The following is a 23,842-nucleotide window of genomic DNA, read 5'->3' as shown; positions in this document are numbered from 1 at the left end:
ATATGCACATCCCCATTATTGATCGAAAAGTCCGTTTTGCCCTGCTTGGCTGCGGCCGCATTTCAAAAAACCATTTTGAATCCATCAAGCAACTGTCAGCTCAAGCTGAATTAGTGGATATATGCGATATTGACCCGGTTGCACTCAAGGCTGCAGCGGAGGAAACAGGCGCGACTCCGCATCTGAATTTGCACGCCATGTTAGCCACTACAACGGCGGATATCGTTATATTGACTACGCCTAGCGGTTTGCATGCTGACCAGGCGGTCATATGCGCAGCAGCTGGCAAACATGTCATTACCGAAAAACCCATGGCTACCCGCTGGGAAGATGGCAAACGCATGGTAAGAGCTTGCGATCAAGCTGGCGTGCATCTGTTTGTTGTCAAACAGAACCGCCGTAACGCGACCTTGCAATTATTGAAAAGCGCAATGGAAAAACAGCGTTTCGGTAAAATTTACATGGTGAATGTGAATGTGTTCTGGACACGTCCGCAATCTTATTACGACCAAGGCGGCTGGCGCGGCAAATGGGAATCTGATGGCGGCGCTTTTATGAACCAGGCCAGCCATTATGTCGATTTATTGCAATGGCTGATTGGTCCTCTGGAAAGCCTGCATGCGTACACGGCCACTCTTGAAAGAAAAATTGATGCCGAAGATTCCGGCGTGCTTAGCCTGAAATGGCGCTCAGGTGCGATGGGTTCAATGAATGTGACTATGCTAACCTACCCTAAAAACTTTGAGGGCTCAATCACCATTCTCGGTGAAAAAGGCACAGTTCGCGTTGGTGGCGTGGCAGTCAATGAAATCCAGCATTGGGAGTTTGCCGAACCTGATCCGGAAGATGCAAAAATCCATGACAGCAACTATCAGACCACTTCGGTCTATGGTTTAGGTCACCCCATGTATTACGAGAATGTCATCAAGGTCATGCGTGGCGAAGCTGCGCCGGAAACCGATGGCAGAGCGGGATTACAATCTCTGGAAGTGTTGATTGCTACTTACCTCTCCGCCCGTGATGGCAAACGTGTCGGTTTCCCTTTGGATTACTAGCATGGCCGTTTCTATTCATGCAACAGCCATTGTTGATGAAGGCGCCAGCATAGGTGAAGGCACTTCCATCTGGCACTGGGTACATGTTTGTAGTCAGGCGCAGGTCGGCAGTAGCTGCTCATTAGGCCAAAACGTATTCGTCGGCAACAAGGTGGTCATTGGCAACAATGTGAAAATCCAGAACAACGTCTCGGTATACGACAATGTCACACTGGAAGATGACGTATTTTGTGGACCAAGCATGGTATTTACCAATGTCTACAACCCTCGTTCATTCATTTCAAGAAAAGATGAATACCGTAATACCCTGGTCAAGCGTGGTGCCACCATAGGTGCAAACGCGACTATCGTATGCGGCGTAACGATAGGTGCTTACGCATTCATAGGTGCGGGCGCCGTGATTAAAGATGATGTGGCCGACTATGCCTTGATGGTAGGCGTCCCCGCCAGACAGATAGGCTGGATGAGCAAACATGGCGAGCGCATTCCCCTGCCCTTGTCCGGCCACAGTGAATATACCTGCCCACATACCGGCGAGCGATACAAGCTCAACGGCAACAACCTTGAATGTATTGAAAAATGACCATTCCGTTTATTGATCTCAAAACACAATATCGCGCACTGGAGACCCAGATCCAGGCAAGGATCAACCGTGTGTTTGAACATGGTCAATACATCATGGGGCCGGAAGTCCGCGAGCTGGAACAAAAGCTGGAAGAGTTCACAGCGGCCAAACACTGCATTACCGTCGCTTCAGGTACAGAAGCACTGCTGATCAGCCTGATGGCACTCAATATACAACCAGGTGATGAAATCATCACTACCCCATTCACTTTTGTAGCAACCGCAGAAGTCATTGTGCTGCTTGGTGCCATACCTGTTTTCGTTGATATCGAAGCAGACACCTGCAATATAAACGCATCGCTCATTGAAGCCCGCATCACGGCCAAAACCAAAGCCATCATGCCAGTCTCCCTGTATGGGCAGCCAGCAGATATGGACGAGATCAACCTGATTGCTGAAAAATACCAGCTACCTGTCATTGAAGACGCTGCACAAAGTTTCGGCGCTACATACAAAGGCAGAAAAAGCGGCAACTTATCAACCATAGGCTGCACCAGCTTTTTCCCGAGCAAACCATTAGGCTGCTACGGTGACGGCGGTGCGATTTTCACCAATGACGATGCGCTTGCCCAGGCCATGCGCGAGATCCGGGTACATGGCCAATCCAAACGGTACGTGCATACCAGAATCGGCGTGGGCGGCAGAATGGATACCTTGCAATGTGCGATCGTGCTCGCAAAACTGGAGCGATTTGATTGGGAGATCGAGCAGCGCCAACTGATAGGTCAACGCTACAATGCACTGTTAAGTGACAAAGTGCGCCTGGTCACCCAACGCCCTGACCGCACCTCTGTTTATGCACAATACACTGTGTTTACAGACGCAAGGGAACAACTCCAGGCAACGCTGAACGAACAAGGCATTCCAACGGCGGTACATTACCCTATTCCCTTAAACGAACAGCCCGCTTATAAAAACCTGTGCTCTCAAGAGCCTACGCCAGTGGCGAATAAAGTAGCACAACAAGTGATGAGCCTGCCCATGTCACCTGATCTGGACGGTAACGCACAAAATACCATTGCGGAAGCGCTATCCAAAGCATTGACCGTTTAAATGCTTAAAACCGTGTTCAAGTCCCGTGTATTTGGCAACACAGCCCTTTACACCCTGGCGAATGTGCTCAATGGTGCGATCCCATTCTTGCTTTTACCGGTATTGACACGTGTCTTTACTCCCGAGGAGTATGGATTAGTGACATTGATCAGCCTGTTGATTTCAATTCTGGGAGCATTCACCGGCCTTAGTATCCATGGCGCAGTCAGCGTTAATTTTTTCAATAAATCGATCAACCACCCGCGCTTTGTTGGCTCGTGTGTGCAGATTCTAATTGGCAGCACATCCCTGACCTTGTTGATCGCATATCTGTTTTCCGACCAACTATCGCAATTCCTTCATATTCCCAAGCACTGGCTATTAATAGCCACTGTTGCCTCGGCAGCACAATTCATCATCAATATCAGGTTAACCTTGTGGCAGGTAAAAGAACAAGCGTTGCATTACAGCATTGCGCAGGTTTCACAAACTGTTTTTAATATCTCACTGTCACTCGCACTGGTATTCTGGCTGTTCATGGGTTGGGAGGGGCGTGCTCTTGGCATAGTGCTTTCATCATTGTTTTTTTGTGCTCTGGCATTGTTATCAATGCAGAATGACCAGGCCATTACCTGGAGAGGTGATCGTTCATATACCAGGAAAGCATTACTTTTTGGAGTTCCACTCATTCCCCATGTGATTGGCGGCTTAGTCATGGCGATGTCTGACAGGTTTTTTATAGCCAAAATTCTGGATACCAGTCAGGTTGGGATTTTCACAGTGGCGCTGCAAGTATCGTTGATTATTAATTTTATTGTTGATGGGCTGCTCAAGTCTTACTCACCCGAGCTTATGAGACAATTACAAACGAATAATGAAGAAGAAAAATTAGGCATCGTTAAAAAAACCTATTGGATTTTTGGTTTTTTGTTTTTAATAAGCACCCTCTACATTTTTGTTTTGCCATTTGTACTGCCACTCATCGTTGGTGACAAGTTCAATACATCGATTACTTATGTGCCATGGTTAGTTTATGCTGGCATGTTTTCTGGTTTATATTATTTGGTTGGACTTTATATAGTGTTCGTTGGAAAAACACACTTGTTATCTATCATCACTTTGACAGTCAGCCTGATACATTGTGCTTTGCTGTATCTGTTAATTCACACTAATGGCTTGATAGGTGCCGCTCAGGCAGTCTTGATATCGTCTATATTAATGTTTGTTTTTACCTGGTTATTTTCTTCCCGTGTTTACCCGATGAAATGGCTTTACTTTTTCCCGGCTAAGGTCAATCATGAATAAAGTACTTATCGTAGGCGACTCGCTCTCTATGGTGAGACCAGACCAGGGTATCGCGCATGAAGATATATATGCCTACCTTCTCCAGCAAGAGTTAAATAGCGATGGTTATGATTATTTTGTCCTGAATGCGTCTTGTAGAGCGAATTCCTCGCAAAATGCGATCTCGATAAACTACTTATCTGAAACGCTAGACTCCATCAAGCCGGACCTTATTGTGTATTTTCTTGGCATTGTTGACTGCATGCCCAGACTCTTTGGTCGTTACCAACGCCTGCTGATACGCGCGATGATGTCTGTCAAGTTGCTGAGCAAATTAGGCAAACTGATCATCTCCTATCACTCCAGAAACAGATACTCACTCACGCAAAAGAAACTGATTCAGTTTGTTCCTTTAAATGCGTGGCAAGAAAATCTGGAAAGATTTGTTGAAAAAACTGCTTGTAAAATAGTTTTCGTCAACATTCCCCATCCAGGAAAGCAGCTGCAAGCCAGGAATTTTGAGATAGAGAAAATCATCAAAAACTACAACAACTGCCTGGACGTCATTGCCAAAGATAACGATGCTATAGTTTTAGACTTTTATAACGAAACATTAAAAAGACCAGATTTTCTGCTTGATGATGGCTATCACATTACCAAGGATGCTCATCATTGGCTTAATCAAGAGCTATTAAAAATAATCAAGCCAGAAACCAGAAAACACCTTAATACCCCAGCTTAAATCCAGAGATAATTATGATTCCATATGGCCGACAAAATATCAGTGAAGCAGATATATCTGCTGTTGTAGAAGTGCTTCGCTCGGAATGGCTGACCCAGGGGCCGGGAATTGCTCATTTTGAATCTGCAGTGGCAAATCATTGTCAGGCCAAATATGCAATTGCAGTCAGCAATGCGACTGCAGCTTTACATATATCCTGCCTGGCGCTGGATGTAAAAGCCGGTGACATAGTATGGACCAGCCCGAATACGTTTGTCGCAAGTGCAAACTGTGCAAGGTACTGCGGTGCTGATGTAGATTTCGTTGACATTGATCCTGCTACGCTCAATATGAGTGTAAGTGCGCTGCAAACAAAACTGGAAGCCGCTGAGAAAACTGGTCGATTACCAAAAGTAGTGATTCCCGTACACTTTTCCGGGCTGCCTTGTGACATGAAGGCGATCCATACACTGTCAGAAAAGTATGGCTTTCGTATTATTGAAGACGCATCACATGCGATCGGTGCGCAATATGATGGGAAGCCTGTAGGCGCCAGCGAATATAGCGATATTACTGTTTTCAGCTTTCACCCGGTCAAAATCATCACTACCGCTGAAGGCGGCATGGCGCTCACTAATCAACCAGAGCTGGCTGACCGTCTGGCACGCTTGCGTAGCCATGGGATTGCCCAAAGAAAAGAGCATTTAATTAAACCCGCTGAGGGCGCCTGGGAGTATCAGCAACTGGAACTCGGCTTTAATTACCGGATGACCAATCTACAGGCGGCGCTGGGATACAGCCAATTGCAAAGACTTACTGAATTTGTATCCAAAAGAAGAGCGCTGGCGAGACATTATCACACGCTCATTGAGGACCTTCCGGTGACCAGGCCTGCTCAATCAGAGGACTCATCCTGGCACCTTTACCCTATCAGGGTTGAAAAGAACCAGAGAAAAAAACTGTTTGATGCTTTCAGACAGGCTGATATCTGGGTTCAGGTGCATTACATACCAGTACATACACAACCCTACTATCAAGCCTTAGGTTTTAAATGGGGAGACTTTCCCAACGCTGAAGAGTACTTTCACCAGGCGATCAGTATCCCTTTATTTTTTGACTTATCACATAATGACCAGGCGTTGATCGTGTCTTTCCTTAAAAACAACCTGTCCTGATACTCTATCTTCTTAAGCGTTTTTAAATAGAAAATTTATGAGCAAAAACACACTACCTCTGATTTTTGAATGTGCAAATGCACATGGCGGAGATTATGCATTATTGGAAAAAACCGTTCACGAATTCGCCAATGTTAAATACAGTGAAAAGTACATAAAATTTCAACCATTCCATCCTGACAGGATAGCGACAGCAGACTACGAGTGGTACAACGTTTATAAAGAGCTGTTACTGACCGCTGAAAAATGGCGCGATATCATCCAGCTATCAAATAAATACTTCACAGGTGTTTTATTAGACATTTTTGACACTTATGGCGTAGAGATCTTTGCTGGCAATACTGAACTGCTACGCGGCATCAAGCTGCAGGCATCGGTATTGGATAATCAGGAAGTGATATCAGCGATTCAAGGGATAGACCTCACGGCCAAGTTGCTGATATTGAATATTTCTGGCTTTGAAATCTCACAGATCGAATCGATCATCAAACAGTTTAATTTAATTGCCCCACAAGCTGAGATCGTGCTTCAAATCGGATATCAAGCATATCCGACTAAACTAGAAGACTCTGGATTACAAAAAATAGCCATCATCAAAGCTGCATTCCCCCAATACCGGATATGCCTTGCTGATCATGTCGATGCTGAAAGTGAGTGGGCTACAATTTTACCGCTATTAGGCATTTCTTCAGGATGCTCCATTATTGAAAAGCACATTACGCTGGACAGAAGCAGTGCCAAATATGATAAATTCTCAGCTCTGCATTTAGCAGAAATGCAAACCTTAGCGGACAGGATCAGTTCGTCAGAAAGCATTTTGCACGGCTCATTTATCAGTGAAGCCGAGGAAAATTACCTGAAAAAAACAGTTCAGATCCCTGTTTTGAAACACCCTGTGGCGGCTGGCAGCCTGTTATCCAAAGCTGATATTATTTTCAGACGCACACCTGCGACCGGCATTACATTCAAACAGATCACAGACATACAGTTCGACAAAAAAGTGACGAGCCTGAATTTAGAAGCTGGAGATGTGATCCAGGCATCACATTTCAAACCGGCGAGAATTGCGGCTATCGTCGCTTGCAGAATGAAATCCACGCGCTTGAAAGATAAAGCCATCTTGCCGATTCATGGTATTCCTTCGGTAGAACGCTGCTTAAAAAATGTCTCACGCATAAAAGATGTCCAGGAAGTCATACTCGCCACATCGACTATTGAAGAAGATAAAGTCCTTTCCGACTACACACTAGATCAGAAAGTTAAATTCTGGCAAGGTGATCCTGACGATGTCATACACAGGTATCTGGGTGCATGCGACCTTTATGATATTGACGTCATCGTCAGGGTAACCGCAGATTGCCCTGTCGTTTCTTCAGAAATCGCAGAATACTTGCTGACACATCACTTCCAGACAGGTGCAGACTATACGGCTGCCAAAAATTTTGCCGTGGGTACAGCGTGCGAGATTTATAATACGGAAGCACTAAGACGAGTCATCAGCTATTTAGGAAGCGCGCAATACTCGGAATACATGACCTGGTATATGCAAAATAATCCGGATATTTTTAAAGTAGAATTGGTTGATTTACCTGAGCAACTGGTCAGGGATTACAGATTGACGCTGGACTACCCGGAAGATCTTGAGCTTTTTGAAAAACTATTTGAACAGCTCGATTCTGAAAACAAGGAAGCAACCCTTGAGAACGTATTCAGTATATTAGATAAAAATAAAGAATTAGCGGCATTAAATGCACATCTAGTTTTAAAATATAAGACTGATCAGGATTTAATCGACAAATTAAATCAGGTTACAAGAATACAAAAAACCTGAATCGGTACATTCAACTCCATTAAGCTAAATTAGGGATAACGATATTTAAATGAAAGAAAACGAAAAATTTTCGACAGAGCAAGAAGCGTTCTGGGCAGGCAGCTTCGGCTCCGATTACATATCTCGTAACCAGGGAGAGATGTTACTGGCGTCTAATCTGAAATTCTTCAGTAATGCACTTGCAAGAGTAGCCAACATCGACACCTGTATTGAATTTGGTGCCAATATCGGCATGAATTTACGGGCGCTCAAGCTGCTCTACCCCAAGACACTGCTTAATGCGATTGAAATTAATCCGGATGCCGCTAAGGAGCTTTCACAAGTGATAGGCGAATCAAATGTGTTTGAAGGATCTATCTTTGAATATCCGGCAACGCAAAAATTTGACCTGGCTTTGATTAAAGGTGTACTTATCCACATTAATCCAGAGATGTTAAGCAAGGTCTATCAAAAGCTTTACGACGCTTCAAACAGATACATACTGGTATGCGAGTATTACAACCCATCACCCGTGAGCATTAACTACAGGGGGCATACAGACCGTCTGTTCAAACGTGATTTTGCGGGTGAGATGCTAGATACTTTTAGTGACCTGAAACTCATTGATTACGGATTCTCGTATAAACGCGACCCATCCTTCCCGCAAGATGATATCACTTGGTTTTTGATGGAAAAAAAGGGTTGATATGCTGAAATATTGCGTACGTTGCGTAATGCCGCACACTAAGCCGGACCTTCATATTGATGAAGAAGGTATATGTAATGCATGTCGCTCAATTGAAAAAAGAAAAGAAGTTGACTGGGACCAAAGGCACCAGGAACTACTGACAGTACTCGAAAAATACCGCAAGAATGGCACCAACTGGGATTGTATCGTGCCGGTGAGCGGTGGCAAAGACAGTACTTATCAGGTGATACGCATGCTTCAATTGGGGCTTAACCCATTGTGCGTGACCTCTACTACCTGTGACCTGTCAGAGATCGGTCGAAAAAACATAGAGAACATAAAAAAACTCGGCGTAGATTATGTTGAGTTCTCCCCTAACCCGCTGGTCAGGGCGAAACTGAATAAAATCGGGCTGGTGGAAGTGGGCGATATCTCCTGGCCCGAGCATGTAGGTATTTTCACCATCCCAGTGCGCGCAGCCGTTCAATACAACGTGCCATTGATCGTCTGGGGAGAAAACCCTCAAAATGAATATGGTGGACCTGCCGCAGCATCGGATAACAACACCTTGACCAGACGCTGGCTTGAGGAGTTCGGCGGCCTGCTGGGCATGCGTGTGGCCGATCTGACTGAAAGCTATGGCATTGAAGCAAGACATCTTCTGCCTTACCAATATCCTAGTGATGAAGAATTACAACGCGTGGGCGTGACCGGGCTGTTCCTGGGCCACTATCTACCGTGGGATGGGCTCTCCAATGCTTTGATTGCACAAGCGAATGGATTCGTCACTTTTGATCAGCCGGTTGAAGGCAGTATGGTCAACTACGAAAATCTGGATAATCACCAGACCGGTATCCATGATTATTTCAAATACCTTAAATTCGGCTTTTCTCGCGCAACCGACATTGCCTGCCTGCATGTGCGACGCAACCGGATCACCCGCCAGGATGCACTTGAAATCGTCAAGGCGCGTGACGGTAAATTCCCATGGACATACCTGGGCAAGCCGATTGAGAAAATTCTGGAGCCACTGGATATGACGGTCGATGAATTCATCAAAATATGTGACAAGTTCACAAACAAAAAGATTTTTAAGAAAGATGCTTCAGGCAGCCTGATTAAAGATAAATACGGCAATTTAGAGAAAATCAATTACGACAACGCATGAAAGTCGCGATCATAAATTACGGGATGGGCAATTTGGGTTCCGTACGGCGCTCTTTTGAAGAGGTTGGTGCAGAGGTCGTGATTGCAAATCACCCATCCACCTTGTACGAAGTCAACAGGATCGTTTTGCCGGGTGTGGGCGCTTTCCCTGAGGGTATGTCTCACCTGACCAAAGGTGGCTGGGTAGTAGCCTTGCAAGAAACCGTGCTGCAGCAAAAAAAACCTTTACTTGGTATCTGTCTAGGCATGCAAATGCTGGCCGATGTCGGTGATGAAGGAGTGGAAACTGCGGGCTTAGGTTTCATTGCAGGCACAGTGAAAAGAATCGACCAGCTGGGTTGTGATCAACGCGTACCACATATGGGCTGGAATGAAGTGCATTACCAAGCTGCCGACCATGTGTTGTTCCAGCATATCCCCGATAGTTCAGACTTCTACTTCGTACATAGTTTTGCCTTTAAAACCAGAAACAGTGAAGATCTGCTGGCAACTACTCAATATGGCAGCTCACTGTCCGCAGTTGTTGCTAAAGATAATATATTTGGCTGCCAATTTCACCCTGAAAAGAGTTCCAAGGCTGGCAGGCAATTGCTTAAAAACTTTATGGCGTATGCAGCATGTTAAAAGTAAGAGTCATTCCAACCTTGTTGTGGAAGGATTTTGGCCTGGTCAAAGGCGTTGGTTTCGATAGCTGGCGCCGGGTGGGTGCCGTATTACCAGCCATCAAAGTTTATAATTCCAGAGATGTGGATGAGTTAATTGTGGTGGATATCACCGCATCCAATGAGAAAAATTCGCCGGACCACGAGTCAGTAGCAGATTTCGCTGAAGAATGTTTTGTACCCCTGACAGTGGGCGGAGGCATCACGCGCCTGGATGAAGTACTGCATTTGCTTCATGCAGGTGCTGACAAGGTAGCTATCAATACCCAAGCTTACACAGACCCGAACCTGATCGACCAGGTTGCCGCAAAATTTGGTGCGCAATGTGTAGTAGCTAGCATAGATGTCAAACTCGATGCTAACGGACTTTACAAATGCTGCAGCCATGCCGGCTCCATTGATACAGGCAAAGATCCGGTTAACTGGGCGCGTGAACTGGTTGATCGTGGCGCGGGAGAAATACTGCTCACCTCGATAGACCGGGATGGCACGATGCAAGGCTACGACCTGGCGCTCACTGAGCAAGTGACACGGGCAGTCAATGTGCCTGTCATTGCATCAGGAGGCGCTGGCAATTACCAGCACATGATAGATATCGTCACCCAGGCCGGCGCTTCGGCTGTGGCTGCTGCCAGCATTTTTCATTTCACTGAACAGACACCTGCTGGCGCAAAACAGGCAATGAAAGCAGCAGGTATTGCTATCAGAGAAAACTTTGTGAGCTACCCCTAAGTGAAAATCCTGTTTCGTACCGATGCATCTGCCGATATAGGCACCGGGCATGTTATGCGATGCAGTACTTTGGCTGAAGAGCTGAAAGCGCAAGGCGCTAGTGTGCATTTTGCATGCAGGCATTTGCCAGACAACCTGCAAAGCATGTTGCTGGCCAAAGGCTTTACTGTATCGCTACTGGACCATATTCCAGAGATCAGCGAAAAAAATACTTCTGTATTACCCCACTCTCACTGGCTTGACATATCGCAGACTGAAGATGCTGCGGCGACCTTGAACGTCATTAAAAATGATACTTTTGACTGGATTATTGTAGACCATTACGCGCTGGACAAATCCTGGGAAACAATCATGCGTCCGGCAGCCAGGAAAATCATGGTCATTGATGACCTCGCCGACCGGGAACACTTTTGCGATATATTATTTGATCAGAATTTTTATCTTGACCAGCACAATAGATATGAGCGCCTGGTGCCCGAAGGCTGCCGCATGCTTACAGGTCCCGAATATGCGCTGCTAAGAAATGAATTTAAAGCACGCAGGAGCCTGGCAGACATTCGAAACGGCAGTGTGAAATCGATACTGGTTTTTTTTGGTGGCATAGATCAGTTTGATTTCACCAGTAAAGCCGTGCTGGCATTATCAAATATACAAGACCGCGACTGGTCCGTAGATGTTGTGATAGGCGCTCAGCACCCTGCGCGCAAAGCACTGATCTTATCTTGTGCCGAATTCGGCTTTACTTTACACATACAGACCAGGAACATGGCAGAGTTAATGCTAAAGGCTGACCTGTCTATCGGTGCCGGCGGTGGTGCTGTCTGGGAGCGTGCATGCCTCAAATTGCCCACTATCAGCATCGCCATTGCAGAGCACCAGATCGCACAATTAAATGATTTATCTCAGACCGGTATGGTTTATTCGTTTGACAGCCATGATATAGCGCCGCTGAAGATACAGATGCATGTGCAGGCTTTAATAGACAATCAGGCCCTGCGCCACCTGCTTTCAGTGAACTCTGCAACACTGGTAGATGGTGCAGGCGCAACAAAAGTAGCGCGTATCCTGCTCACCACCACGCATCTGGATATGCGTCTGGCAACCATTTCAGACGAGCATGACCTGTACCAGTGGAGAAATCATCCAAAAATCAGAGCGGTTTCTTTTAACCAGCAGGCTATTACCCTGGAACAACATACACAATGGTTCAGGAACACACTTTCCAATCCGGACAGACTATTACTGATAGGTGAATTGAAAGAAAACCCGGTGGGTGTTGTAAGATTCGATATAGATGGCAACTCAGCCGAGGTATCCATCTATTTAATACAAGAAGCCCAACATAAAGGCTTGGGGCAATCACTTCTGAGCAGTGCTGAACAATGGTTGAAAACTAATAAGAAAAATATTTCTGTGATCAAGGCAAACGTCATTGAAGAAAACAGCATCTCACAGCGTTTTTTCACGCATGCCGGTTACAAGCCTGTCTCCAGAAGCTATGAGAAAGTACTCTAAAACATGAAACAAGATTTTTTTATTGGCCACCACCCGATCGGTGCCGGCCACCCGCCTTTTGTGATCGCTGAAATGTCCGGCAATCATAACCAGTCCCTGGACCGCGCCCTGCAGATCGTTGAGGCCGCAGCCAAAACCGGGGCGCATGCGCTCAAGATCCAGACTTACACACCGGATACCATGACACTGGATCTGGACGAAAGAGAATTCCATATCGCTGATGCAAACAGCTTATGGAATGGCACGTCTTTGTACAAGCTCTACGGCGAAGCTTATACACCGTGGGAATGGCACAAGCCTATCTTTGACAAAGCCGCAGAGCTGGGCATGCTCGCCTTTAGCACACCTTTCGACGAGACCTCTGTCGATTTTCTCGAGTCGCTCAATGTGCCCTGCTACAAGATCGCCTCGTTCGAGAACACTGATCTGCCATTGATCCGCAAGGTGGCGGCTACTGGAAAGCCTTTGATCATTTCGACCGGCATGGCCTCGATCGCCGAGCTGGACGACACTGTGCGTGCAGCACGCGAATCAGGTTGTGAGCAATTGATCTTATTGAAATGCACCAGCACTTATCCTGCGACACCAGAGAACACCAACATTCTAACCATCCCACACCTCAGAACTCTGTTTAATTGTGAGGTGGGGCTCTCGGACCATACCATGGGCGTAGGTGTCTCAGTTGCCAGCGTCGCCCTGGGTGCCACTGTGGTTGAAAAGCACTTTACACTGGACCGCTCTGAAGGCGGCGTAGATAGCGCTTTTTCAATGGAACCGGCTGAAATGGCGCAACTGGTGATTGAAAGCAAACGCGCCTGGCAAGCGCTTGGAAAAGTAAGCTATGGTGTCACTGCTGCAGAAAAAAAATCACTACAATTCCGCCGTACACTTTACATTGTGCAAGACATGAAAGCTGGTGATGTACTTTCTCCAGCGAATCTGAGAGCCATAAGACCGGGGCTGGGCCTGGCACCAAAGTATTTATCTGTATTTCTGGGCAAGACATTAACTAAAGACTGTCCACGAGGAACGCCGCTCAGCTGGGATCTCATCTAATCAGCCATGATAAGTTTGCAAGATATTCTTGAAGTCGAGAATGACTCAGCCTTGCTCGATGTCAGGTGCCCTCAGACCGGGCTTTTATTATGGCCATTGGTTCGCCAGGAAGTCATCCAGTGGGTGATTTCTGAACAGGTATATAAAACCGCTTCTTTGATAAACCTGTCGCCACAGGTGCAGAGCCGGACAAAAGCCGTGAGCGCGCTATTGAAAGCCGCGTGGCACAACCTGACATTTAATGCAAAAACCAGCCCTATCCTGTTGATGGCGACCGGTGCTGGCCTGATCACTAAAAATGGCCAGCTGTTTAATCGGCTTAGCGATTATTTTGCATTGCAACATCATGAAAATACGCTGGTCATTGAAGATTTATTCAACTGGAACTGGCCCGAAAACAGGGCGAACAACAAGGTGATGTACCACACACCGACCCAGGTAAAAATGTCTATATACTCAAACTTGAAAGTGACGCATAAGCATGTGTCGCTGGCAAAGCAGTTGCTTGATATATTCACAACCAACCTTAAGCTTAAGCTTGGCATCGCTTTGCCAGAACACATTTACCAGCTGGTACAACGCAGACTATCGAAAAAGATCGCCATCCTGCCGGTCAGAAAACAGTTCTATCAGGCACTTTTGGCTAAACTGCAACCGACCTTGCTGATAAAAGAAGAAGCCTGTTATGGGCATTCCGCTGTCATTAACCATACAGCAAGGGAAATGGGCATTTATGTGGCTGAATACCAGCATGGTGCCATCAATGCCGGACACGATGCCTATAACCATGGTGCCAGACTAATCACAGACAGCGACTATCAGTCGCTATTGCCAAATGCCCTGTTAAGCTACGGCGAATGGTGGCATCAATATATCAACCTGCCAGTTGAAAAGACAGCGATCGGCAACCCACACAGATCAGAAAGACTGGCTGCGACTTCTGCCGGGCAAGTGCATAAAAATGAGATCCTGGTTCTGGGAGATGGCATAGAGACTGGCATGTACCTTGAGCTGGCGGTTTTTTTATCCAAAAACCTGCCCGCATTCAAAGTCGTTTTCAGGCCGCACCCCTTAGAACGGCAGAAGCTGAATGAAATATTGTCATCGACTAGCCTGGATAAGCTCAGCATAGACTCACGACTGGACATTTACGATTCATTTAGAAATGCGCATGTGGTCATTAATGAAGTTTCAACCGGCCTGTTTGAAGCTGTTGGTTTGGTAGACCGCGTTTTAATCTGGGATACCCCAAAGTCCAATTTCTATTTTCCGCATCACCCTTTTGAGTCGTTTACCGATAAAGAAGACCTGCTCGCAAAAATACTACAACCAGATCAGGGATTGATAGCTGCAGGCCAGGCTGAAAACATATGGGCAAGTGGATGGCAGGATAATTACCACAACTTTGCCAGAAAGCATTTGAGAAATGTATAGGGATTTCCGTTGATAGCCATCATAGATTACGGCATGGGCAATGTTGGCTCAGTATTTAATATGTTACGTAAACTGCGTACCAAGGTCATTATTACCAGCAAACCTGAAGAGATAGAGGCTGCTGACAAACTGATATTGCCTGGTGTAGGGCACTTTGACCGCGGCATGGCCAATCTAAAGGCTTCCGGATTAATTGAATTACTCAATGCGCAAGTACTGGAGCAGCAGAAGCCGGTAATGGGTATCTGCCTGGGCATGCAGATGATGACCCGTGGCAGTGAAGAAGGCAGCTTGCCTGGATTGGGATGGGTAGATGCCGAGACGCGAAGATTCTTAGCTGTTGATAACCTCAAGATCCCGCACATGGGCTGGAACCATATCGCAGCCCAGCCTGATAGAAAGTTATTTGACTCTGCCACAGCTGAACCCTCACGTTTCTATTTTGTGCACAGCTATTATGTTCAAGCGGACAGACCTGACGATGTGGCCGCTTATTGTCACTACAGTCATGATTTTGTCGCTGCTTTTGAAGTCAATAACATCATGGGCGTGCAATTCCACCCAGAAAAAAGCCATATGTACGGCATGAATCTGTTCAGAAAGTTTGTAGCGCTATGAACGGCTTGTTTAATCGTGTCATCCCTTGCCTGCTATTACAAGATGGTGGGCTGGTTAAAACCAGGCAATTTGGCCACCCAAAATATGTCGGTGACCCGATCAATGCAGTGCGGATATTTAATGATAAATATGTCGATGAACTGATATTCCTGGATATCCGGGCCTCGCGCTTGAATCTTGAACCAGACTACGACCTGATTGAACGCATTGCGGGCGAATGCTTTATGCCACTTTGCTATGGCGGCGGTGTAAAAACGCTGGCGCAGGCAAAAAGACTGGTTTCACTAGGCGTGGAAAAAATCGCCGTTAACAGTGCCTGCATCTACGACCCTGAGCTGATTCCACAGCTGGTGGCAGAATTGGGTGCACAAAGCGTGGTCGGTGCCATAGACATTAAACTTAATTTCTGGGGTCATGAGCGGGTGTATGACGCCAGTCGTAAGCGCCTGACAGCGATAGCGCCTGAAGCACATCTTAAAAATCTGATCGCTGCAGGCGTCGGTGAGATCCTGATCAATGATGTTGACCGTGACGGCATATTTAATGGCTACAATATTGAACGCCTGAAGCGGCTTTCCCAGATCAGCGGTGTGCCCCTGGTGGCTTGTGGCGGTGCAAAAGATCTTGACGATATGCAACAGGCTTTTGACAATGGCGCATCTGCAGCGGCAGCGGGCAGCATGTTTGTATTTTATGGGCCACATCGCGCAGTCTTGATCACTTACCCGGAATACGCCCAGATCAAAAAACTATTTGCAGGAAATGCCGCATGACTAAACCATTACAAGAATGCACACGTTGTGTAATGGATGAAAGTGCTTCAGAAATCACTTTTGACCAGAGCGGGCAATGTAACTACTGCACTGAGACCTTGATCAAACTGAAAAACTTCCAGCCAGCCAGCAAACAGGCACTGCAGGACAAGTTCAACCGGCTGATCAGCGACATCAAGCAGTCCGGCAAAGGCAAGCCTTATGATTGCATTATCGGCGTCAGTGGCGGCGCCGACAGCGCATATGCCTTATACATCGCCAAACTCAATGGTTTACGGCCGTTAGCAGTGCATATGGATAATGGCTGGAATTCAGAACTGGCGGTCAATAACATCGAGAACCTGGTCAGAAAACTGGGCGTAGATTTATATACGCATGTCATCAACTGGCACGAATACCGCGCCTTGCAGCAGGCTTTTTTTGACGCAGATGTGATTGATATTGAATTGCTCTATGATAACGCCATGCTCGCAGTCAATTATAGGCTGGCAGCCAAGTACGGCATCAAACACATACTCGCGGGCACTAATACCACTACCGAAGGCATGCCCATGCCCAAAGGTTGGAACTGGTTCAAATTTGACCAGACCAATATCAAGGCCATCGCCAGGAGATCGGGTGCCAAACTGAATAGCATGCCTACCCTGAGCGTCTTAAGCTACGCCTGGTACAGATTTGTGCGGGGTATCCAATGGCTGGATTTTCTTGACTACGTTGATTACCACAAACCGACCTGCCTGGCAGAGATACAGGAAAAGATCGGCTATAGACCCTACCCTTACAAGCATTATGAATCCATCTTTACCCGCTTTTATCAAGGCTATCTTTTGCCACAGAAATTCGGGGTTGATAAAAGACGCTTGCATCTTTCAACACTGATATGTTCAGGGCAAATGACAAGAGCAGAGGCTAAACAGCTTCTTGCACACTCGCCCTACCCTGATGAAGATGACCTAAAGTCAGACATCGATTATTTTCTGAAAAAAATGAAGTGGCAGGCAAGTGACCTGTGTGATTACTTGTCACGCCCTCCGCAAGCGCATGATCATTTCCCTTCTGAATTCGTGTTAGCGAATAAACTCAATCAACTCTACAAAAAAATCATTAAAAAGAAATGAGAGTTTTATACCTGCATCCTGCTGGCGCATTCGGAGGGGCCTCAAAAAGCCTGATCGAGCTGTATGCGGCAGCAAAAAAACTGGGGAATATAGAAGCCGTTATTCTTACGCCTGCTGGAACGGCTGCGACCGCCTTTCAAAAGGCAGGTATGAATGTAGTGGAAACCACAGGATTATCGCAATTCGACCACACCAGATATGGTTACTACCGCCATTTAAGATGGTTGATCTTACTGCGTGAATTACTTTATCTTCCGGTCACTTTAATTGCTTTACTCAGGCTGAGGTCTCAAGCGGCTTTCGACCTCATTCATGTGAACGAAATCACATTATTGCCAACAGCAATCCTGGCAAGGTGGATATTTAAACTGCCTATGGTTTTTCATGTTCGCTCAGTACAGCACCCCGATCAAACGAGCTGGCGTACACGCCAGGTATTCAAACTTCTGAACAAACTTGCCAGCACGGTGATTTGCATCGATGAAACCGTACGCGCCTCTGTTCCAGGCTGGCTAAAAACCACGGTCATTCATAACGGCATCAGTATTGAATCCAATCTTGCTGAACCTCAAACTAGCACACAGGTTGTTAACGTCGGTATGGCAGGTGTCCTGTTGCGCTCTAAAGGCGTTTATGAATTCTTGCAAGCAGCGGGCATTCTCGTTAATGACAGGCACCGGGCAATGCATTTTACGATTGCTGGTGAAAACGCAAGAGAGACGGCCGGTTTAAAACAGTGGTTGCTTAAAAAACTGGGCTTTTATGAGGATGTGCTTGCAGAAGCCAAACGATTCGTCAGGGAAAATGGCCTTGAAAAGCATGTGACTTTCAAAGGCTTCCTGCCAGACATTCGAAAGTTTTACCCTGGCATGGATGTGATTTGCTTTCCCTCGCACTTGAATGCCTGTGGCAGGCCGGTATTTGAAGCAGCGCTTTTTGGCATCCCAAGTATTGTTGCAATCAAACATCCGCTGGAAGATGCCATTATTCATGGTGTCACCGGTTTGGCGATTGATCATCCATCACCGGTATTATTGGCGGATGCGATTGATAGCCTGGCACTCAATCTGGATTTTAGAAATACATTAGGCCAGCAAGCCCGAGATTGGGCTCTGTCCCATTTCTCTATTGAAAATAGTGCAACCCAGCTTCTTGACATCTATTTTCATATTTTAAAAAAATAAAATGGCTTCTACTTTGCTTAAGGCCTTCTCTGCTAAAATACACTTCGCAGCAAAATAGCTTTCTGAGCTGATCTAAAATTGATGCTCCGGTAGCAAAAAACAGGAAGTCACAAAAAAAGATGGCCCTGTCAAAAAATACTGATCAATCGCGATGCTAAAACTTTCCTACTTTCCATTTGCATTCATGTCCAGCAATTTGGCCATGACCGGCATGTTAATTGTTTGTGGTCTTGCCGGCTTAAACGAACTGGCAGCAGACATTGCGATCACCCAAGCCATTACCTTAGCCTTATTTAGTGCATTTTCAGCCAATGCCAGAAATCTTATTTTAAAAAGCACCTCAGGCTTAGAAGCAAAACAGCTACTCTACTATCGGCTCATTTTATTGCTGCCCCTGTTAGCAGTTGCCTACTGGCTTTCATCGATATCCAATGTAAATACGTTTATTGCGCTTCTTTTGCTTTTACGCAGGTCAATTGAGTGGCTGGATGAAATATTCCTTTCAGAAATGGAACGGCTTAATCATAAAAAAATAGCTTTTCAATATTTCCTGATGCAATCGCTACTGCTTGCTTTTGCATTGGTTTGGTTACTTGCCAACATGCCCTTCCCCTTACTGGGCATACTGCTTTGGGCGAGTTTGCCACTTTGCTTAAGCGGGCGATTCTATTTACGCATATCGAGTACTGGCCTCAACCAGCTGTACAGTACTTTCAGAAAAATATCGCCGCACATTGGATCAACTGCGGTCATTGGCATTACTGTTTACGTGTTCCGGCTTCTGATGGTTGACCTGCTAGGAAAATCTGTCGCAGGTGATTTGTTTGTGGCGTTTGCTATCGGTGGTATTTTAGGGTCCGTCATTGCAAACGCATTTGGTCCAACGATGGTGTTTGCTCAAAAGGCAAACAGTCATATTCAATACCCGAAATTGTTAAAAATCTTGATGGCTGTATTTTTCATCATGGGCGCCTGCCTCATTTTCACATCGTCCATGTTCACGCTTTTTAATAAATCCCCTTTATTCTGGCAAGCGGTAGGCTTATCCATGATAGGCGCCGTGCCTATGGTCATTGCACAGTTGACCCGACATCGGCTATTACAAACGCACGACGACCATGACTTATTCGGCCCGGACGTTTTAATGAACGTCTTTTTGGTCGCCATCATGCCGCTGGTGTATTACCTTCTGGGTGTGCAGTTTATGGCTGCCATGTATTTGTTCAGTTCGGTATTGGCATGGTTATTTTATAAGAGCTATGAGTCTTATGAGCTCGGCCATTTGGCAAACTGGAGAAAAACCTTTGCCCAGGTAACGCCACTACTTATATGTCTACTGGTTTTGCCTGTTTTCTTTCAATTTGGTTCAGGCATTTTCACTTCAACAGATCTTTTTTTCGATAGCGATCGCTCCATATTAAAACTGCCATTTCCATTTTCCATCATTGCTAACTTTGCGATTTTATTGGGCATAGGCGCTTTTTCACGTGCCAGAGTTTCCCTGCTGTTCATCTTTCTATCTTTTGTGCTGATGACTGTGGCTGTGATCATCAGCACCCCGGCGGCAACGCTGGCGCAAGAATCCAAATTTATCCAGATCGCACAATTCAGCTTGCCGATGTTTGCGCTGATCTCCGGCCAGTTTTTTGAAGAGAACAGAACCCAGGCGACATTTACCTTCGAAAAAGTCTTTTTCTACACCATATTGATTGTGGTTTCCTTACAACTGGCATTCACGTTGTTTGCCGGGGCAGTGACCTTATTGCCATCCATGAAAATATTCAGTATTTACCAGTACTTGCACTATGTGCCTGTCATGTTCATTATCAGTTACACCTTTATTTTTGAACGTTTGTGGCGTGATGCTTACCAGCCTCGCCTGCTATTGCTGCTATGGCTGTTGCTGGCGATATATTCGGTGATGACAGGTTCGCTTTTTATTGTAGCTAACTATCTTATCTGCATGCTGTCTTATGTCTTTTTCTTCGGAAAATTGAAAGAAAACAAACGGTTAAAAACCTTTCTGGGCGTGAATTTCATCATCGTCATTGTTTTTACCTGCCACCAGCATTTCAATTTGATGAAGAACGCCGACTTAGAAGCCGGGCCAGTCAGCATGATCACCAAAGTACAGTACGGCTGGGATCAGAAATCTACTGGTTGGCAAAACCATTTAGACACGATACAAAAGCATCCTCAAACTTTCCTGGTAGGTCATTCACATATTTCAGAACGTGGTAACGCGGCCAGCCCTCACAACTACTACCTGGATTTCATTTATAATTTTGGCTTGGTCGGGCTTTTGCCGATATTGGCGCTGATCATATTTACTGCTTACAGAACCTGGACTCAATACCGCCAGGTCATTTGCAAAGCCAATCTCTTATACCCGCTGCTGTCGATTATATTTCTTCTGCTGATAGAAAATATCTTCTACATGGGCTTAAAGCAGCCTTACCCCGGTATACTCAGTTTTTTTCTGTGGGGCGTTTACCTGAGCCGTTTAAATCAACATAAAAAAAGAACATAAAATGAACTTCACCTACGCATCTCTGGCTGACAACAAATTATCTAAACCGCTTATTTATTTGTTCTGGGCGGGCATATTTCTACTTTATGTCATCAGTGCCAGCAAATACATCGGTCAATCGCATGTCTATTTAATATTCAGCGTCACATCCAATCTTTTGCTTTATTTTGGTTTTAGACGAAATGCCATTTTCTTCGACACCTTTATCGGGATCTTCTTCTGGATAGGCTTTTGGCTCAAGTGCGGCATCAGGCTTATTTCCACCAATGGTATGTTTTATGTGCCGGTCGGCAATTTCGATGGTTCAGCCGCCGCATTTGATAAAGGCTTGCTGGTCAGCAGCGTCGCTTTTCTGGGGCTGCTGATCGCAAGCCTGTTAAGAGAGCAGTTTTTATTCAATTATCCTGAAAAAATCGATGCTGTAAAAACAGGGTTATTCGACTTTTATGTCCGCTATCGCAAAAGCATCTGGGTGGCTTTTTTATTGTTAATATTGGCTGTAGGCATCAGCAATGTTTTTTTAGGTGTCTATCAAAGAGGTAGCATCACCAGAACCATTCTGCCTTTCGGCTTAAATGGCGTTTACAAATGGCTGCTGCTGTTTGGATTGGCGTCTATTTCGGCAGTCATACTCTGGCTTGAGTTCCAGATCAAAAAAACAATCTCCTCCATCACTATTTCCCTGGGTCTGATTGAAGCATTTGTATCAAATGTGTCTCTGTTAAGCAGAGGGATGATCCTGAACTCAGCGGCGTTACTTTACGGCGTATTCAGAAACCTCAAGTTCAGTGGCATCACATTCAGATTACGGCACGTATTTATCGTAGCTATTGTTTTTTCTACATTATTTGTAGGTTCTGTATATATCGTCAATTTCATACGTGCAGATCTTTTTAATAACTTTGAATCCGAAGCAGAAGTTATAGAAGAGATGCATGCGAGCGCTACTCCGCTGTTTATCGACAGGTGGGTAGGCATGGAAGGTGTGATGGCCGTTTCAAGCTACCCCAAACTAGGCTGGCCGTTATGGAAAGAAGCTGTGAATGAAGTGTATGACGAGAACCAGACCAGCTTTTATGATAACAACTTCATCGAATCTTCTTATGTAAAAACGGATAAAAGCAAACACCACTTTATTTCATTACCCGGCATAGTCGCCTTTTTCTTTTACCCTGGGTCATTCTTGTTCCTGTTCATTGCCATGCTGACCGCTGGCTTTGGTGCCGCGCTCATTGAGTATGCCACTTATCAGCTTGGTGGAAAAAATGTGATTCTTTGTTCGTTATTTGCGCAGGTCATCGCCTTCAGGTTTGCAAGCTTTGGCTATGTGCCCAAACAATCCTATTTACTGTTCGGTTCATTAGTATTGAATATACTGATCATATTTCTTGCCAATAAATTCATCTCGACCAAACCCTCGCCTCACTCAAAATGAAAGTATTGATCGTCTCCCAATACTTCTGGCCTGAAAGCTTCAGAATCAATGAAGTAGCACGCGATTTGAAGCAGTCAGGGCATGAGGTAGAGGTACTCACGGGAAAACCCAACTATCCGGAAGGGGTTTTTTATCAGGGCTACAGCGGTGTGAAGACTATGCAAGAGCTATGGAATGATATTCCCGTCCATAGACTGCCTATGGTGGCCAGAGGCCAGAACAATAAATATAAACTTGTCCTCAACTATCTTTCGTTTATTGTTTCCGGCCTGTTGTTTGGCCCGTTTTTACTGCGCAAACGACAATTTGATGTAATTTTCGTTTATGCGCCCTCGCCTATTTTCCAGGTGATCCCCGCTTCATTTATCGGCTGGTTGAAAAAAATACCGGTAGTGTTATGGGTACAGGACCTGTGGCCGCAAAGTGTGTCGGCCACCGGGCATATTGAATCAAAGCTTGCCTTAAGATTGCTTGAGAAAGCAGTATCGTTTGCTTATAGGCATACTGATTTGTTGTTGGTGCAGTCCGAGGCATTTATCCCGCAAATCAAACGACTGAGCACACCGGACACACCGGTGAAGTATTTACCGAATTCTGTCGATGATACGTTCCTGAACCCAGCGGCTCAACATCAGGCATCCATCAAGGCATTGGAGACGGGCTTCAATGTCATGTTTGCAGGAAATATCGGCTCTGCACAAGCGATCGAGACTATTGTAGAGGCTGCTGAGAAACTCAATTCGAATACCCAGATCAAGTTTGTCGTGCTTGGTCGTGGCAGTAAGCTGGAATGGCTAAAGGCGCAAATCAGCAGCAGAAATCTGAATAACATCGTGCTTGCCGGGCATCATCCGGTAGAAGCGATGCCACATTTACTGAGGCAAGCCTCTGCCCTGCTGGTCACGCTCGCCAAACAGCCGATTTTTGAATTAACCATTCCAAGCAAGGTTCAGGCGTACCTGGCCTCTGGCAAACCTGTGATCGCCTGCCTGGATGGTGAAGGTGCGCGAGTGATCCGGGAAGCGCAGGCCGGATTAACCGTTCCGGCTGAAAATGCTGCCTTGCTGGTGGAAGCTGTAATGAAATTGTATGAAACACAGCAGAATGATTTAGAACAAATGGGGCTAAATGGGCAAAACTATTTTAAAATGCACTTTCAGCATCATTTAGTCATGAATTCGCTTATCAGTTACCTACAAGCAGCGATTCAACAAAAACAGGGGCGTTAA

General features: G+C 45.8%; 21 protein-coding genes. All 21 read left to right on the top strand.

The features are described from left to right. Nucleotides 1-2 precede the first annotated feature (2 nt). The 21 genes from LPA26_RS02380 to LPA26_RS02280 all read left to right on the top strand — a co-directional run bounded on the left by LPA26_RS02380 (nt 3) and on the right by LPA26_RS02280 (nt 23,842). Nucleotides 3-1,055: a Gfo/Idh/MocA family protein gene (locus LPA26_RS02380; protein WP_229007181.1), complete on the top strand. Its 1,053-nt coding sequence runs from the start codon at nt 3-5 to the stop codon at nt 1,053-1,055. Between the two features lies 1 nt (nt 1,056). Next, nucleotides 1,057-1,638 (top strand): acyltransferase, encoded by a 582-nt coding sequence (locus LPA26_RS02375; protein ID WP_229007180.1) that lies wholly within the window; start codon nt 1,057-1,059, stop codon nt 1,636-1,638. Next, nucleotides 1,635-2,732: a DegT/DnrJ/EryC1/StrS aminotransferase family protein gene (locus LPA26_RS02370; protein WP_305080453.1), complete on the top strand. Its 1,098-nt coding sequence runs from the start codon at nt 1,635-1,637 to the stop codon at nt 2,730-2,732. The genes LPA26_RS02375 and LPA26_RS02370 overlap by 4 nt, the downstream gene beginning before the upstream one ends. After that, entirely contained in the window at nt 2,733-4,016 is a 1,284-nt protein-coding gene (locus tag LPA26_RS02365; protein WP_229007179.1) for a lipopolysaccharide biosynthesis protein, read from the top strand. Then, nucleotides 4,009-4,737, top strand: coding sequence for an SGNH/GDSL hydrolase family protein (locus tag LPA26_RS02360; RefSeq protein WP_229007178.1), 729 nt, complete (start codon nt 4,009-4,011; stop codon nt 4,735-4,737). Before LPA26_RS02365 ends, LPA26_RS02360 begins: the two co-directional genes overlap by 8 nt. Nucleotides 4,738-4,751: 14 nt before the next feature. Beyond that, a complete protein-coding gene (gene pseC, locus LPA26_RS02355) occupies nt 4,752-5,891 on the top strand; it encodes a UDP-4-amino-4,6-dideoxy-N-acetyl-beta-L-altrosamine transaminase (RefSeq protein WP_229007177.1) in 1,140 nt (379 codons plus the stop codon). Between the two features lie 37 nt (nt 5,892-5,928). After that, complete coding sequence (locus LPA26_RS02350) at nt 5,929-7,722, top strand: cytidylyltransferase domain-containing protein (protein ID WP_229007176.1); 1,794 nt, start codon at nt 5,929-5,931, stop codon at nt 7,720-7,722. A gap of 49 nt (nt 7,723-7,771) precedes the next feature. Beyond that, a complete protein-coding gene (locus tag LPA26_RS02345; protein ID WP_229007175.1) occupies nt 7,772-8,407 on the top strand; it encodes a pseudaminic acid biosynthesis-associated methylase in 636 nt (211 codons plus the stop codon). A 1-nt stretch (nt 8,408) separates the two neighbouring features. Further along, entirely contained in the window at nt 8,409-9,557 is a 1,149-nt protein-coding gene (locus tag LPA26_RS02340; protein ID WP_229007174.1) for an N-acetyl sugar amidotransferase, read from the top strand. Next, nucleotides 9,554-10,180, top strand: a complete 627-nt coding sequence (gene hisH / locus LPA26_RS02335; protein WP_229007173.1) for an imidazole glycerol phosphate synthase subunit HisH — start codon at nt 9,554-9,556, stop codon at nt 10,178-10,180. The genes LPA26_RS02340 and hisH (LPA26_RS02335) overlap by 4 nt, the downstream gene beginning before the upstream one ends. Continuing rightward, entirely contained in the window at nt 10,174-10,950 is a 777-nt protein-coding gene (gene hisF, locus LPA26_RS02330) for an imidazole glycerol phosphate synthase subunit HisF (RefSeq protein ID WP_229007172.1), read from the top strand. Before hisH (LPA26_RS02335) ends, hisF begins: the two co-directional genes overlap by 7 nt. After that, nucleotides 10,951-12,465, top strand: a complete 1,515-nt coding sequence (gene pseG / locus LPA26_RS02325; RefSeq protein WP_229007171.1) for a UDP-2,4-diacetamido-2,4,6-trideoxy-beta-L-altropyranose hydrolase — start codon at nt 10,951-10,953, stop codon at nt 12,463-12,465. Nucleotides 12,466-12,468: 3 nt separating this feature from the next. Next, a complete protein-coding gene (gene pseI / locus LPA26_RS02320) occupies nt 12,469-13,521 on the top strand; it encodes a pseudaminic acid synthase (protein WP_229007170.1) in 1,053 nt (350 codons plus the stop codon). Between the two features lie 6 nt (nt 13,522-13,527). Continuing rightward, nucleotides 13,528-14,955, top strand: a complete 1,428-nt coding sequence (locus LPA26_RS02315) for a hypothetical protein (protein ID WP_229007169.1) — start codon at nt 13,528-13,530, stop codon at nt 14,953-14,955. 9 nt (nt 14,956-14,964) lie between these two features. Continuing rightward, entirely contained in the window at nt 14,965-15,573 is a 609-nt protein-coding gene (gene hisH, locus LPA26_RS02310) for an imidazole glycerol phosphate synthase subunit HisH (RefSeq protein WP_255658864.1), read from the top strand. Beyond that, complete coding sequence (locus LPA26_RS02305) at nt 15,570-16,346, top strand: AglZ/HisF2 family acetamidino modification protein (RefSeq protein WP_229007167.1); 777 nt, start codon at nt 15,570-15,572, stop codon at nt 16,344-16,346. The genes hisH (LPA26_RS02310) and LPA26_RS02305 overlap by 4 nt, the downstream gene beginning before the upstream one ends. After that, entirely contained in the window at nt 16,343-17,464 is a 1,122-nt protein-coding gene (locus tag LPA26_RS02300; RefSeq protein WP_229007166.1) for an N-acetyl sugar amidotransferase, read from the top strand. The genes LPA26_RS02305 and LPA26_RS02300 overlap by 4 nt, the downstream gene beginning before the upstream one ends. Beyond that, complete coding sequence (locus LPA26_RS02295) at nt 17,461-18,648, top strand: glycosyltransferase family 4 protein (protein ID WP_229007165.1); 1,188 nt, start codon at nt 17,461-17,463, stop codon at nt 18,646-18,648. The genes LPA26_RS02300 and LPA26_RS02295 overlap by 4 nt, the downstream gene beginning before the upstream one ends. A 202-nt stretch (nt 18,649-18,850) precedes the next feature. Continuing rightward, the gene (locus LPA26_RS02290) at nt 18,851-21,178 is read left to right on the top strand and encodes a hypothetical protein (RefSeq protein ID WP_229007164.1); all 2,328 of its coding nucleotides are present in this window, start codon (nt 18,851-18,853) and stop codon (nt 21,176-21,178) included. Nucleotide 21,179: 1 nt separating this feature from the next. After that, on the top strand, nt 21,180-22,613 hold the full coding sequence (locus tag LPA26_RS02285) for a hypothetical protein (protein WP_229007163.1): 1,434 nt from the start codon (nt 21,180-21,182) through the stop codon (nt 22,611-22,613). Continuing rightward, the gene (locus LPA26_RS02280; protein ID WP_229007162.1) at nt 22,610-23,842 is read left to right on the top strand and encodes a glycosyltransferase family 4 protein; all 1,233 of its coding nucleotides are present in this window, start codon (nt 22,610-22,612) and stop codon (nt 23,840-23,842) included. The genes LPA26_RS02285 and LPA26_RS02280 overlap by 4 nt, the downstream gene beginning before the upstream one ends.

Origin of the sequence: Methylophilus sp. Leaf408, assembly GCF_916856905.1 — a bacterium.
Classification (GTDB): Bacteria; Pseudomonadota; Gammaproteobacteria; order Burkholderiales; family Methylophilaceae; genus Methylophilus.
The sequence above is the reverse complement of the archived record's forward strand: the minus strand, read 5'-3'. Positions and strand labels throughout refer to the sequence as shown.